Consider the following 15,134-nt stretch of genomic DNA (forward strand, 5'->3'; position numbering starts at 1 on the left):
CAAGGAAAGCCGCCACAAGGCGGTTCCCTCATAAATAACGTCAAAAAAGATACTGATTTTTAATATTTGTTATTACTCCAGTCCGATTGTCAAGGGTAACAAATGTTCATAATCCCTACGTCCTTTAACAATTTCGCTGAAAAATCTCTTGAAATAATCAAGCACAGACACACCCTGCATCTTACAGGTTGAGATGATGGTATGATATACCGCTGAAACGTGTGCCATCCTGTCACTTCCGAAGAATAACGAGTTCTTTCGCTCACCGGCCAAGGGACGGATAAAACGTTCGGCAATGGAATTGTCGATGGAATAAGAGCCGTCATTCAAGTAGGCGAACAGCTGAGTCCAAAAAGTATTCATATAATTTATTGCCTTCTCCATCAACTCTCCGCGGGGCGGATGACCGTCACTGAGCAAGACGTCAAGCTTACTGCGTAACTTTATGATTACTTCTTTGGTCTTTAAGTTATTCCGGCAAAGCTTTATCTGCTCGGGGGACAACTGCCCTTCTTCATACTCGCGTTCCAGCTTGTAAAGCTCACCGATCAATTCCAATATGAATGCCGCATTCTTATCATTACCCTGATCCAACGCATACTTGAACTTCGCACGGGCATGGGCCATGCAACAAAGATGTTCTATATCGACCATATGATCATCCAAATACAGATAGACATTGTAGCCATCTGACTGAAGAGCTTTCACCTGGCTGTCACCCAAGATATGCTTCAAGGCATCACGTCCTCTGGAACCATCCTCGTAGCAATAGATAACCACTTTTGACAGTTTGTTGACCAGACACCAGATGTATTTCTTCTTATAGCAGCCTTTACGCTTTACCCGGCACCAGGTCTCATCACAGTTCACGATGGAATCCTTTTCCAAACAAGTATTCTTAAGATAAGCAATCAAACCGCAGAAATGGGTAGAGCCTTTCTCCAACCAATTGGTCAGACTCATACGGCTCAAACGCATTGATTCACCTGATAATCTGTACATTTCACGATAAAGAGGGGTATCCAGAACATATTTGTTGAAAGCAAGATAAGCCAGAAAAGAACCGGAAGCGTGCGTTCCAGGAACCACGTCAATGATTTCAGGCTGCCCACTGAAAGGGAAATAGCCTTCATGAATTTTCCCGTCCGAAGTCTTATAGCGGATAACCTCGTAATCATGCTCGACAAGCTTGCTTACCTGTTCATAGGCATATTTACGGAAACGTTTGATGATTTTTGAACCTGCCGGCAGTTGGCGGATATCACTATTATGACAAACCGTATTGTCAGCGCTCATAGTGCGATAAGAAAGTCCTTGACGATAAAGACGGGCTTCTTTTGATTTTGATTCAAAATCCTCTTCCTGCGCATGAGCCTCACCAGATTGTGGCAAGCAGGAGCCGAGGGATTGGGGAGTGCCGTCGAAATCATCCTTGTCACGTGTATGGTCCTCTTCGACCTCACGCTTCTTTTTACGGATTCCCTTTTGGCTCTTACCATCATAAAGGTTTTTATTACGGACTTTAAGACGCTCTTCCAAAACTGTTATTTTAGACAACAGATTACCAACCATCTGCTTATAAGCGTCCCGCTCTTTTTCAGCTGCCATCGCGGCTTTCTGCAAAGACAATAGTTCATCAACCTTGGACAACAGTTCATCTATGCGGGCCTCGTCCCGTTGGATGCGTTCAGCGTCACGCTCACGGGAAGCCATCAGCGCGATTATCATTTTTGATTTTTCGTCAGGGGTCATATCTGAATAGGGGTCTTCAAAAGGTTCAGGAGTCTCCTCCCGTTCCTTCAACTTCCGTGCGGAAGAAAGCAGTTTAATTCTTTCCAACTCATTCATATTCAGTACCTTTGCTGCTTCAAAGATACAAAAAAACGATGAAATAAAAGAATAATTTCGATACTTTTTTCTTGTTATTTATTTGATTATCAACTTTTTAATAACAGGAGATTCTAACAAGAGAATGACATCCTGCCAATGGATTGAATAAACACTTTCACCACCATTATAGGTTACCTGCATAAACTTGTAGCCGGGTCTGAAACGTTTCTCAAACATACTGTAAGACCGTCGGTCATAGCTGAACAAACGCACCAAACGTAAATCTTTAGACATCACGATAAATACATCACCATCCTCCGGTTCACGGTTCAACTGTTGATGGATGATGGATAGGACCTTATCATATTTACAGCGCATATCGTGGAAATCACGGACAAAGAAAAAGTGGTTTAGTCCTGTAATATTCAACATAAACCCTCCAGTTTCTCCACTAAGCTTTTCAAACCTGCGTAGCTTAAATTTTTCTGACTGATATGAACACCATTGCTCATACGGATATCCACCAAGATTCGAAGTTCGCTATGCGAAGAAAGCAGAGTATCCGCTTCCGGCTTTCGTTCCGGGATTGGGGAAGGACTTTCCTTCATTTCGGCCTCCGTTGAGGGAGCACCCAGAACCTGAACAGGAATTATCTTCTTGCGGGTATCCGTGTACCATTTGGCAAATAGGTTATAAGGCACTTTGTTAGACATACAAAATTTCTCAATAGAAACACCCGCAGGGATCCCTTCCAATTTATAGCGCAAAAATAGACGCTCAAAATCATTGTAACTATACATAAACTTGGCTTTTGATTTAACGAAAGCAAAGATCTGGATTTTATATCGGTTATACTATACGGCATTTTTGGACGCTAACCATAACGTCAATTATATATTCTTTAATAAGAGGTTTGAATAAGTTTACTGCTGTTAAAACTATTAATAAAAAAGCCAAAGAATTCCCATACAAATCTACCCTGTATCTCAACAGTACTAATTACACTTTTATTCAATAATATCAAATATATCATACAGTTTTCCATATTCAAAGAAATTATATTTTATGAGGAATTCCACTATACTAGTCTTATTATACGTTGACTCTCATCTAATATTGTTTGTCCGTTTTTCTTTAACGTTAAATAGATTTTATTCTCTTTACATAAACTATTATATTTTGCCTCGTCGCGTTTCTTTATTTCCTTTGCGGGATTACCTCCAACCATAGTTAAAGGGGCTACATCTTTTGTCACAACAGAGTTAGCAGCAATTATTACACCGTCACCTATATGGACTCCCGGCATTATCGATACGTCTGATCCAATCCAAACATTTTTACCAATTCGAACATCTTTTACAAGATATTTATCATCATACGGAAGCATTTCTCCATCCCATTGATGATTGGCTGTATGCACTCTTAGACGTGGTCCAATAATAGTTCCAGAGCCAATAAATAATTTACCTCTCAACTCCATCCAAGAATTAGGACCAATATAACAAAATTCATTCTCCTTAAGATCAAGTATGATATGTTCGACATTTGATATATCAAAAGGTAAGCATATTTCCAAACCTAACTTTTGCAAATAACACTGTTTCTTTTCTTGTGCTCGATTTATGAGATATGAAACATAAATCTTTTTTAATATACTAAAAAGAATCATCCTAATCTATTTGTTAATGATTTGATTTTACTTAATAGAAATTGTTTTTCATTTTTGGATAACCCCAATATGTAGCAACACAATATCGTCCAACTGATAGATATTCCAGATATTATTAGAAAACGAATAATCCCACCTTCAAGCAAGTAAGATATACATATTGGTAAAGTAAACGACATTATTGCAACTTTCATAAATGGCCACAAGCAATCTTTAAAGTGTTGTTTTACTGAAAAATGCATCAGTCGTTTAACATTGGCATATCGTATAAAATTTTGTGTAAAGAAAATGATTATAAATATCACATAAGAAGCCCAAACAGGAGCTCCCAAACGAAATGCTCCCCAGCATATTGGAAACACCATTCCTGCATATAGGGCAGTATCAATAGAATATCGTTTTATATTTCCATTTGCTTGAACTAACTTCAGAAGATTTGAGCCTGATGTAACTGTTAAAGATTCAAACATAGCCAACCGAAGGAATAATGGCGCTAATGTAGGAACATTATCTCCCAACCATAAATGTAATATCATTTCCGCTTCCATACATACAGGTACAACAAAAATATACATCAAAAGCAGAGTAAATTTCGTTGCTCTATTTACTAATAATACAGCATATTCTATATTTCCTATTGCATAACTTTTGGTGATTTGAGGTGAAAAAGCTGTTGTAAAATTACCAACAAAACTCTGTACGGCACCATTTACAGTTGTTGCAATATTTCTGGAAGCATTATATGTAACACCAAAAAAAACATTAATCAACATATTTACTCCTTGAGTACTAAACGTCCAAGCACCACTATTAAGTATTGTCCAACTACTAAACACTGTAAGTTCTTTCAATAAACCTTTATCAAATGTTCGCAGATGATATGTAGCTTCACTAAAATTGCGTTTACAATATATTGCATAAAAAGATTGAATAACAATAGCCACAAAAATTTGTAAAATTGCAAACAATATCAACCGATCACCATTATAAATTTGAATGATAAAACAAACGACCAATCTTAATATAGCTTCTGCAATACTTACATATGCAAAAGCAGACATTCTTTCGTGAGCAACAATTGTAGCATTAAAAGGCGAACTTATTAATGAAATGGCTAATGATACAATTGAACATTGTAAAACCCAATTAGCTGCATACAATCTTTCAACAGGTATATTCGCTTCAGAATTTAAGAACCATACTCCAATTATTTCTAAAATTAAAGCTATTACTACAGATAATAATATCTGTGCATTTATAGATGTTGAAAACATTTGTTTTAGTTGGCTCTCATCTCCTTTTCCTAACGCAAACGTAATATAACGACTTATTGCTACAGACATTGCAACAGTTAATATTGAGCTCATACCTACTATGCCACCTATCGCTGCGTTTATTCCATAGTTCTCAATTCCTAAGGCTTGAAGCATTACACGACTTGTATATAATCCCACAATCATCGTAATGAAAGTACGGAAGTATAACAGCATCGTATTTTTCGCTATACGTTTGTTATTTTGTGATATGTCGTTTGACATGAATTTAATAAGAAAATATTAGTTATTTTGCTCTTTTAATAACCAAATTAGAATCTTGATATTTTAGATGATGGCATTTACACACAATCTTCTTAGAACTATCCCCCTTGCCTTAACCTTGTTAGGTTATGAAATTATGCACGAAAACAATCATATGTTTCTCACAAAGCAACATCGACTTATTCAACCTGAGTATCTAGTCATTTACATAAATATATTCCTTCTAAAAGTAAGCACTCAATTACTTTTGCCACGTTTAATATCAGCGACTTAACATCGCTGATAATTTCAATTTTAACATTTCAAATTGCTTTTTTATGCTAGAAACGCCTCAGGAGCGTATGTTGAACAGTCTTTATTTCCATTCATGATTTCACGGAATACACGCACCAGATAGTCCCGAACCTCAAGACCATGCATCTTGGCTGTTTCTATTACGGTAAGATAGGTAGCCGCTACATCCACTCCCTGCTCACTGCTATAAAACAAAGAATTCTTTCTGTTTACCGTAAAGGGCCGGATGACACGCTCAGCGATCATATTGTCGATAGTATAATGACCGTCCATACGGTAGTTCTGCAATTCACCCCAGCCGTTGAGCATATAAGTAAGAGCTTTGTTCATCAAGTCGCCATAATGCAGATGTTTCCCGTTCTTTATCATCTTTTCAGCTCTGAAGTGAAGAGAAGCAAGTATTTTTGTCACATCACACCTGGACCGTCGCAGCTTTATCTCATCAACAGTCCGGTGGAGCTTGATATTCTCAGCTTCAACCATATACAAAAGCCCAATCTGTTCGACAAACCATGCGGCATCAGGATCCTTGCTTATCTCCTCAGCATATTTGAACTTGGCTCTGACATGCGCCCAACACAGAAGGTGGACATTTTCCGGATGAGTACGAGACAGATGTCTATAAACCACGTAACCGTCTGACTGTATCGAACCTTTGAAATCTCCAAGGAACTCCTCGATCGGTCGACAACCTCTGCTGTCATTCTCATCATTATCATACAGAAAATAGACTAAACCATCAAGCTTGTTGACCAAAACCCAGACATACTTTTTAAGATATTTGCCGAGCTTCGTGCCGTCCCCTTTATATTTTATACGTACTCTGCACCAGGTTTCATCGATATTAAGGATGGATTTCATTTTCAGCAATTTCTTTTTGAAATGTTCGCATAAAGGCTTCAAAAGCTTTGCACCTATCTTAAGCCAGTTCGAACGGCTGTTCTCGCTGGAAGTAAACTTATCGATGCGCATACGTATATTCTCTCTATGATTGGGAGTATGAAGCATCCAACGGTTCACCACCATATCGGCAAGGAACTCAGGAGTGCACGGAGTACCGCTTATTACATTCGTCTTGGGACGCCGTGCGTCATTAGAATCCTCCGGACGATAGAAATCGTGGCGGATGCCATATTCATCCTCATAAACGGCCACCTCGAAACGGGTGCACTCAATGTAGCTGATACGGTTGAACTCATCTACTGTTTTATAGCCGATAAATCTCATTCCCTCAGGAGAAACATCCAGAATGGTTTTCAAATGTATCACTTTGGCCGCTTCCATAGCCGTATAAGGGCCACGGGGACCACGTTCCTTGTCGATGTTCTCTGATTTCACCTTTGTCAAGTCCAGAGAGGGCTCATTGCCTGCATTGGAAGGGGGGTCGGAACCGTCATCATCCATCTTCTCCTCCTCACGGCTCTTCTTCTTCTCCTCCTGCTTGCTACGGGAAGAAAGGCTCTTCTTGCCGTAGGACATCTTATTGTGACGCTTGGTATAATCAGACTGCTTGGAGACTTCCTCACGCAAGCTGCGGATTTCATCTGTCAGAGTACAGATTATTTCTTGAAGACGAACCACCTGAGACTGCAAGGTTTCATTACGCTTCTCAGAAGACTCATTGCGTTTCTCAGAAGACTCCATTGCGGCTTTCAGCAGGGAGTAAGAATCCTTAAACTGTTCTATGACAGAAGTCAAGCTGTTAATCGTATCTAAATAATCTTCACGTTCCATTTCAGATAGCGGTTTGGACGCCAAGGACTCTTTGTCCAAGGCATGGAGATAATGGGCACCCATTATCATCCCGTCAATATCCGTTTTCTGATCTTTTTCCATACCATAAAGATACGAAAAATCTAACAGAATAACGAATAAAATATTGATTAATATATTGTATATCAGTTAATTAATACTAACACCCGATAATACTTAGCTTACTTACTACAGGACATTTGAGCAATGCCACCAGGTATTTGAAATCGAGTTGGAAATGAGTGACACAACCATCCTCATATACAGGATGCATAAATTTGTAGCCGCGTTCATATTCCAGTTCATAAAGCATATACATACGGTTTTCATATCTGACCAGCTTCATCAACTGCCTGTTCTTGGACATGAAAGCGAACATATCCCCATTATAAGGATTAGGAAAACGATCCTTGACGATATCAATCAGGCGACGACGACCCATACGCATATCGTTGACATTGGCGATGAACCAAATATTCATACTACCGGTTATGGCTAACATAGAACCTCCAGCTTATCTATCATACCACGTAGGGACTGATAGCTCAAGTTATGGCTACTCACCTCGAGGCCATTCGAAAAAACGATACTCACATAAGTAACACTCGCCACAGAGGAAGAAGTATTATCCGAGAGGATAGACGAGGAGCCGCCATCGCTTTTATCAAGCAGACCACTCTCATCTACAATCTCGACAGGGAGAACAACGCCGGCACGGTGTTTTTTATACCAACGCTCAAAATGAGAATAAACAATGCCATTCATCTGACAATACTTAACTATTGAAATTCCTTGTTTAATACCATCCTCCTGATACTTCTCAAAGAGCAGCTTAAAATCTGTACTACTTGCCATAAATACTTTTTTTTGATTTATGACACGAAGATAAACTATCTGGAAAAGGCAGACAAAAAAGCAATTGAGTGCTTACCTTCTAAAATTGGCAATATTTACACCTACTGTCATTATTCTCTTCACAAAACATCAACAAGTATTAATAGATAATAATATCCCCTCCCCAAAAATATCCAGCCCATGTATATTCAAAGAATTGGCGGAACAATATATTTTTTACTCTTCTCTCACCCTATGTTCTCCATAGCCATAACCATAGCCATAACGTTTTCCATAACCATAATACTTGCCATATTTACCATAGCCATAATAATAGCCATATTTCTTCTTCAGAAGATCCAGTCCATTGATAGCGATACAGAGATTAGGCAATTTACTATTTTCAGCAAGTTCGTTGATCAAAGTAAACTCAGCCTTACGGGTGTAATCAGCACGACATACATAAACGGATAAGTCTGCCACACGTCCTATCAATAAAGTATCAGTCACCATACCTACAGGAGCCGTATCCAATATTACGTAATCAAAATTCTCCTTCAATATTTCAACAGCCTTTTCCAACCCGTCACGAGCCAACAACTCTGTTGGATTAGGAGGGACAGTTCCACCGGGAAGAATATATAAATTCCTATTTACATCAGAAAGCTGTACTAAATCCATCAGGTTTATAGCAGGATTAGTCAGAAATTGAGTAATACCATGCTCTTTCTTAGGTATGTTGAAGACCTTATTCAATCCCGGTTTACGAATATCAAGACCTACAATCACAACCTTTTTCCCTAATAAAGAAAGACTGATAGCCAAATTGGCAGAAACAAAGGATTTACCCTCACCACTGATAGTAGAAGTCACCAAAATCACATTCTTACCATTTTCAAGCATAAACTGAAGATTGGTACGAACATTACGGAAAGTCTCACTCATAAGATTGTTCTGATTCTCAAATACAGCAATGGATCCATTCTTTTCATCCGCTAAAGGAATATCACCGATAACAGGGAGTGAAGTCAATTTTTCAACATCAGCACGACCTTCTATCTTGAACTTAGTCAGACTTATTAAATAAATGATACCTACCGGAACTCCTATTCCCAATATCAAGGCTGCCAGATAAATTGTCATCCACTTGGGAGAAACCGGACCGCCATCCGCCTGTGCTTCGTCAATAATTTTGGCATTGTCGGCCATAGCTGCCAAAACAATGGCATTCTCTTCACGCTTCTGAAGTAACATTAGATATAACCCTGCTTTGATTTCCTGCTGACGGGCAATGCTTACAAACTGACGTTCTTGGGTAGGGGCATCACTGATACGACGGGAATAACGGCTTGCCTCACGAACCAAATCAGCTCTGGTAATCTCCAATCCCTTCAACGTGGCATCCAAAGTAGTCTGTACATTGCTGCGCATTGCACGGATGCTAGTATTAAGATTTACAATTGCGGGATTGTTTTCCGTTGATGTGCGCAATAAACGATTCCGTTCAGCTACCATTTCATTATATCGGTCGATTGCTCCGGCTACTCCTACATCCTGTAGCCCTACATTGGCAGGCAACACTTCATATTCATTTCCTTGCATATATCTTAGCAAGTCCATGATAAGATTAATCTGTGTCTGATTTTCTACGCGTTTCTTCTCATATTCAGCATTACCGGTTAAGGCTATTTGTGCTTCACTACTTAAATCCGTAATACCGGCACTACGTTTAAAATTCTCCAATTCCTGCTCCGTACTGCCTAATTCCTTTGAAATAATACTTATTCGTTCATCTATAAATTCTGCCGTTTTCTGCGCTACTTCATTCTTATCATTGTTGGCATTGATATTATACACCTCAAGCAACTTATCGATATAGTCTTTACCACGTTGAATATTAGAATTTTGAAGTGAAACGGTCACTACGGAAGTCGCTTTTGAAGTAGGAGTTATTGACAGAGAGGCAGCATATCCTTTCGCGACAAAGAATGGCTGATTGATAAAAGCTATGATATGTCGTTCTTTCGTCACACTCTCCGGACGGACCGAGGATAAGGTGTCATTATTCACAAAAAAAGCTACTGTCCCTTCATCAGTCGGGAATACAGCCGGTAATTTTTCAAACTCTTTCTGATATTTTTTTTCTCCTACGGTGATCTGTGCAGTCATCGCACCTGTAGGCTGTAAAACCATATTTACCTTCATTGTCTGCGGAAGTTTATCCGCTTCCTGCGGAGTCAGGCTTACCAATACAGGAGCAGTGCGATACAGTTCTCTTTGGGGAAACTTATCTTCATCCATATAAGTTACAAAAAGCCCCAAGCGATTCACAACTTCTCTTGCCAAAGATTTCGAATGAAGGACTTCTATTTCATTGTCTATATTACTTGACGATGAGATAAAACCAGTCATCCCTATCTTTTCCAGTTCAGAAGATACATTTGCTCCCCCACCCTTTTTTTCATCCTTCATCAAGACAGTGGCGGAAACATTATAAATGGGGGTTGTCAAACGCAAATATCCCCAAGCACAAGCAATACAAATTATTATCGAACCAACAAACCATGGCCAATGAATCAGATAACGAAACAGAATTTCCTGAATATTGTTCTGTTCTTCAGACTGTACTCCGTGCTTTTCCTTTTTTTCCTCAATCATACGATATTATCTAAATATTGTAACTAATAAACTCGCCAATGATACTAGAATAGAAGTAGCAGAGAACCAAAGACTTGTACTGTTACTGATATCCGAATTGCGGGCCTTCGCCTTGTTAGGAGTCACATATACAATATCATTCTGCTGCAACCAATAATAAGGGGAAAGGAGGGTTTCAGCCTTATTCAAATCCAATGTTATGATTTCCTGTTTACCGTCAGCACTTTCACGAATCAACTTTACATTGTCACGAATTCCATAAATAGTCATATCCCCCGCCATAGCCAAAGCTTCCAACAGATTCACTTTCTCATTGCTGATAGTAAATGTACCGGGACTGGCAACTTCACCCAATACTGAGATTTTATAGTTGACCATACGGACTGTGACAATCGGATTTTCTTTGATGTAGGGTTTAAGTTTTTCCATCACCATTTGCTCTACCTCTTTTTTAGTCAGTCCCCCCACTTTCAGTGCACCTAAAACAGGAAAATTGATATTTCCCTCATTGTCCACTAAATAAGTCTGTTGGGATGATTGAGAAGCGCTTTGTGAATTTCCGGCAGTCATACCGGCAGAACCAGCTCCCGTCAAGTTGAATGGAGCTGCCAATTCGGGATTGGTACATGATACCACGACAGTAAGCTGATCTTTCGGCATTATCTTGGCATCATACAGAGTTTCCTGTTGAACAGCCTGCCCCACCACTTCCGGATCTTGTAGATAGGGAACTTTTTTATATGCCTGACAGGAAGCAAGCAGAAAGATCGCTATCAAACAAGAGAGTATTCCCTTGACTTTTTTCTGCATACTTGTAGCAATGTAAAATGATTTATTCATAATATATTCTAGTTTATTTTTCTTTATCCAACACTTCGAATCGTGGAGAATTCTTTGACTTGAATTCCGGCACGACTTTCTTCATCAATCTGACGGTATCCATAATCTTTACTGTACGCGACAAATTCTCAAACTCCGCATAAGTATCAAGGATATCTGCATATTCATACCGACGTACCTTAGCTATCATAATTTTCTTGTTTTCGGTAGGAATTGTATTTTCTTTATCGCTCAACACCTCTTCATAAAGCTTCTCACCCGGACGTAATCCTGTAAATTCGATCTTTATGTCCTCACCCGGACGATAACCAGCCAATTCAATCATACGGGTAGCCAAATCAACAATCTTCACGGCTTTTCCCATTTCAAAAACAAAGATCTCATTGCCCTCTCCCATAGTAGCAGCCTCCATCACCAAGCGGCAAGCTTCAGGAATAGTCATGAAGAAACGGATGATATCAGGATGAGTAACAGTGACAGGACCGCCATTCTCAATTTGTTCCCTAAAACGAGGAATGACAGAACCATTACTGCCCAATACATTTCCAAAACGGGTAGTGATGAATTTGGTATGACCTTTCACTTTTCCCTCACGGATAGCACATCCCAGACTCTGTACATAGATTTCTGCCAAACGTTTGGAGCAACCCATTACATTGGTAGGATTCACGGCTTTATCTGTAGAAACCATAATCATTTTTTCCGCACCATATTCCACAGCCATGTCAGCTACCTGTCGGGAACCGGTCACATTGACAAGGACAGCCTCGCAAGGATTTTCTTCCATCAACGGTACATGTTTGTAAGCGGCGGCATGAAAGACGATTTGAGGATGATAAAGATCGAACACCATACGTACACGTTCTTTCACACGCACATCACCGATTACAGGAATAAAATCTATAGCAGGATAATTTTTCTCAAACTCAAGACGGACATTATGCAAAGGAGTTTCTGCAGAGTCGAACATGATAAGTTTTTGAATTCCCATCTGCACCAATTGACGGCAAAGTTCACTACCGATACTGCCTGCCGCGCCAGTCACCAACACCACTTTGCCACGAAACTCTTCCGCTACCTGACGAAGATTGATGTTGATTTCAGCACGTCCCAGCAAATCTTCAATTTTAATAGGGCGTATCCATTGATGAAAGTTTCCGTCAGAGTCCGCTTCGCTGATAGTAGGAGCTATCAATGTTTTAAGTTTATTGCTTTTGCAATACTCCAAAAGACGGTTTTCCTCTAAACGGGTGTCTTCATAACGGGCAAACAGAATTCCCTTAATACCACGCTTCCGCATGATATAGTCAACATCCGACTCATTTTCAAAATAATAAATGGGAAGATCCGCCAATCGACGCCGGCTGTTGTTTCTGCCATATACATAAAAGCCTGCGACCTTATAATGTGCACTATCCCTTAGACGTAGTTTCAAAGCTACACTCTCTTCATCAGTACCATAAATAAGAATACGGATGTTCTTTTTATTCACCCAGTCCAACAAAAAATCATAGACGATTATCAATGATACACGAAAGGTTGTCAAGAGTACTAGAGTCAGTAGGCCATCAAATAGAAGATAAGATATTTTATAATTATATGGCAATTGAGTCCCAGATATAAGTCCAAAAGAAACGATTGCCAAACAAGCTATTTTGAATAATACGGCACACATAATACGCCAAAGTTCACGCGCTTGTGAAAAACGAATCGTATTACGATAAGTATGAAATAATAAAGCTCCTGCAACACTTGCAACCAAAGAGACACAAGCGAATTTGCAAAGCATCCAATCGGTCATTGGAACATGCTCCATATAATGAATTACCGCGTTAGCGTCCAATTTTGACGTGTACCCCAAGGAAAGCCGCCACAAGGCGGTTCCCTCATAAATAACGTCAAAAAAGATACTGATTTTTAATATTTGTTATTACTCCAGTCCGATTGTCAAGGGTAACAAATGTTCATAATCCCTACGTCCTTTAACAATTTCGCTGAAAAATCTCTTGAAATAATCAAGCACAGACACACCCTGCATCTTACAGGTTGAGATGATGGTATGATATACCGCTGAAACGTGTGCCATCCTGTCACTTCCGAAGAATAACGAGTTCTTTCGCTCACCGGCCAAGGGACGGATAAAACGTTCGGCAATGGAATTGTCGATGGAATAAGAGCCGTCATTCAAGTAGGCGAACAGCTGAGTCCAAAAAGTATTCATATAATTTATTGCCTTCTCCATCAACTCTCCGCGGGGCGGATGACCGTCACTGAGCAAGACGTCAAGCTTACTGCGTAACTTTATGATTACTTCTTTGGTCTTTAAGTTATTCCGGCAAAGCTTTATCTGCTCGGGGGACAACTGCCCTTCTTCATACTCGCGTTCCAGCTTGTAAAGCTCACCGATCAATTCCAATATGAATGCCGCATCCTTATCATTACCCTGATCCAACGCATACTTGAACTTCGCACGGGCATGGGCCATGCAACAAAGATGTTCTATATCGACCATATGATCATCCAAATACAGATAGACATTGTAGCCATCTGACTGAAGAGCTTTCACCTGGCTGTCACCCAAGATATGCTTCAAGGCATCACGTCCTCTGGAACCATCCTCGTAGCAATAGATAACCACTTTTGACAGTTTGTTGACCAGACACCAGATGTATTTCTTCTTATAGCAGCCTTTACGCTTTACCCGGCACCAGGTCTCATCACAGTTCACGATGGAATCCTTTTCCAAACAAGTATTCTTAAGATAAGCAATCAAACCGCAGAAATGGGTAGAGCCTTTCTCCAACCAATTGGTCAGACTCATACGGCTCAAACGCATTGATTCACCTGATAATCTGTACATTTCACGATAAAGAGGGGTATCCAGAACATATTTGTTGAAAGCAAGATAAGCCAGAAAAGAACCGGAAGCGTGCGTTCCAGGAACCACGTCAATGATTTCAGGCTGCCCACTGAAAGGGAAATAGCCTTCATGAATTTTCCCGTCCGAAGTCTTATAGCGGATAACCTCGTAATCATGCTCGACAAGCTTGCTTACCTGTTCATAGGCATATTTACGGAAACGTTTGATGATTTTTGAACCTGCCGGCAGTTGGCGGATATCACTATTATGACAAACCGTATTGTCAGCGCTCATAGTGCGATAAGAAAGTCCTTGACGATAAAGACGGGCTTCTTTTGATTTTGATTCAAAATCCTCTTCCTGCGCATGAGCCTCACCAGATTGTGGCAAGCAGGAGCCGAGGGATTGGGGAGTGCCGTCGAAATCATCCTTGTCACGTGTATGGTCCTCTTCGACCTCACGCTTCTTTTTATGGATTCCTTTTTGGCTCTTACCATCATAAAGATTCTTATTACGGACTTTAAGCCGCTCTTCCAAAGCTGATATTTTAGACAACAGATTGATGTTCATCTGTTTATAATCGTCCAGCTGTTTTTCAGCTGCAATGGCCGATCTCTGCAAAGACAACAGTTCATCAACCTTGGACAACAGTTCATCTATGCGAGCCTCGTCCCGTTGGATCCGTTCAGCGTCACGCTCACGGGCAGCCATCAGCGCTATTATCATTTTTGATTTTTCGTCAGGGGTCATATCTGAATATGGGTCTTCAAAAGGTGCAGGAGTCTCCTCCCGTTCCTTCAATTTCCTTGCGGAAGAAAGCTGTTTCATTCTTTCCAAATCATTCATATTCAGCATCTTT

General features: G+C 40.0%; 10 protein-coding genes and 2 pseudogenes. All 12 read right to left on the reverse strand.

From position 1 onward, the window contains the following. Positions 1-72 precede the first annotated feature (72 nt). Positions 73-1,848, reverse strand: coding sequence for an IS66 family transposase (gene tnpC, locus CJF29_RS13805; protein ID WP_413544487.1), 1,776 nt, complete (start codon positions 1,846-1,848; stop codon positions 73-75). A 78-nt stretch (positions 1,849-1,926) separates the two neighbouring features. Beyond that, complete coding sequence (gene tnpB / locus CJF29_RS13810; RefSeq protein WP_008998566.1) at positions 1,927-2,262, reverse strand: IS66 family insertion sequence element accessory protein TnpB; 336 nt, start codon at positions 2,260-2,262, stop codon at positions 1,927-1,929. Continuing rightward, positions 2,256-2,630 (reverse strand): hypothetical protein, encoded by a 375-nt coding sequence (locus CJF29_RS13815; RefSeq protein ID WP_009041306.1) that lies wholly within the window; start codon positions 2,628-2,630, stop codon positions 2,256-2,258. Before CJF29_RS13815 ends, tnpB (CJF29_RS13810) begins: the two co-directional genes overlap by 7 nt. Before the next feature lie 278 nt (positions 2,631-2,908). Next, positions 2,909-3,184 (reverse strand): annotated as a pseudogene (locus CJF29_RS13820) (DapH/DapD/GlmU-related protein); the annotation flags it as partial. A gap of 311 nt (positions 3,185-3,495) precedes the next feature. Then, positions 3,496-5,037 (reverse strand): hypothetical protein, encoded by a 1,542-nt coding sequence (locus CJF29_RS13825; protein ID WP_413544488.1) that lies wholly within the window; start codon positions 5,035-5,037, stop codon positions 3,496-3,498. Positions 5,038-5,352: 315 nt separating this feature from the next. Next, positions 5,353-7,167: an IS66 family transposase gene (gene tnpC, locus CJF29_RS13830; RefSeq protein WP_074637953.1), complete on the reverse strand. Its 1,815-nt coding sequence runs from the start codon at positions 7,165-7,167 to the stop codon at positions 5,353-5,355. A gap of 76 nt (positions 7,168-7,243) precedes the next feature. Next, complete coding sequence (gene tnpB, locus CJF29_RS13835; RefSeq protein WP_081352712.1) at positions 7,244-7,585, reverse strand: IS66 family insertion sequence element accessory protein TnpB; 342 nt, start codon at positions 7,583-7,585, stop codon at positions 7,244-7,246. Continuing rightward, positions 7,579-7,938, reverse strand: coding sequence for a hypothetical protein (locus CJF29_RS13840; RefSeq protein WP_074637954.1), 360 nt, complete (start codon positions 7,936-7,938; stop codon positions 7,579-7,581). The genes tnpB (CJF29_RS13835) and CJF29_RS13840 overlap by 7 nt, the downstream gene beginning before the upstream one ends. 216 nt (positions 7,939-8,154) lie before the next feature. Next, positions 8,155-10,575, reverse strand: coding sequence for a GumC family protein (locus CJF29_RS13845; RefSeq protein ID WP_099147615.1), 2,421 nt, complete (start codon positions 10,573-10,575; stop codon positions 8,155-8,157). 6 nt (positions 10,576-10,581) lie between these two features. After that, positions 10,582-11,415, reverse strand: a complete 834-nt coding sequence (locus CJF29_RS13850; protein WP_099147616.1) for a polysaccharide biosynthesis/export family protein — start codon at positions 11,413-11,415, stop codon at positions 10,582-10,584. Positions 11,416-11,428: 13 nt separating this feature from the next. Next, a pseudogene (locus tag CJF29_RS13855) lies at positions 11,429-13,258 on the reverse strand (polysaccharide biosynthesis protein); the annotation flags it as partial. An 87-nt stretch (positions 13,259-13,345) separates the two neighbouring features. Then, positions 13,346-15,130: an IS66 family transposase gene (gene tnpC / locus CJF29_RS13860; protein WP_413544489.1), complete on the reverse strand. Its 1,785-nt coding sequence runs from the start codon at positions 15,128-15,130 to the stop codon at positions 13,346-13,348. Between the last annotated feature and the right edge of the window lie 4 nt (positions 15,131-15,134).

Origin of the sequence: Bacteroides celer (assembly GCF_002632415.2) — a bacterium.
Lineage (GTDB): Bacteria > Bacteroidota > Bacteroidia > Bacteroidales > Bacteroidaceae > Bacteroides.

What these genes read in the sequence shown, in the direction of transcription:
- CJF29_RS13825 (WP_413544488.1), bottom strand. Translation starts at nt 5,037, where the DNA reads ATGTCAAACGACATATCACAAAATAACAAACGTATAGCGAAAAATACG.
- tnpC (WP_074637953.1), bottom strand. Translation starts at nt 7,167, where the DNA reads ATGGAAAAAGATCAGAAAACGGATATTGACGGGATGATAATGGGTGCC.
- CJF29_RS13850 (WP_099147616.1), bottom strand. Translation starts at nt 11,415, where the DNA reads ATGAATAAATCATTTTACATTGCTACAAGTATGCAGAAAAAAGTCAAG.
- tnpC (WP_413544489.1), bottom strand. Translation starts at nt 15,130, where the DNA reads ATGCTGAATATGAATGATTTGGAAAGAATGAAACAGCTTTCTTCCGCA.
- CJF29_RS13840 (WP_074637954.1), bottom strand. Translation starts at nt 7,938, where the DNA reads ATGGCAAGTAGTACAGATTTTAAGCTGCTCTTTGAGAAGTATCAGGAG.
- CJF29_RS13815 (WP_009041306.1), bottom strand. Translation starts at nt 2,630, where the DNA reads ATGTATAGTTACAATGATTTTGAGCGTCTATTTTTGCGCTATAAATTG.
- tnpB (WP_081352712.1), bottom strand. Translation starts at nt 7,585, where the DNA reads ATGTTAGCCATAACCGGTAGTATGAATATTTGGTTCATCGCCAATGTC.
- CJF29_RS13845 (WP_099147615.1), bottom strand. Translation starts at nt 10,575, where the DNA reads ATGATTGAGGAAAAAAAGGAAAAGCACGGAGTACAGTCTGAAGAACAG.
- tnpB (WP_008998566.1), bottom strand. Translation starts at nt 2,262, where the DNA reads ATGTTGAATATTACAGGACTAAACCACTTTTTCTTTGTCCGTGATTTC.
- tnpC (WP_413544487.1), bottom strand. Translation starts at nt 1,848, where the DNA reads ATGAATGAGTTGGAAAGAATTAAACTGCTTTCTTCCGCACGGAAGTTG.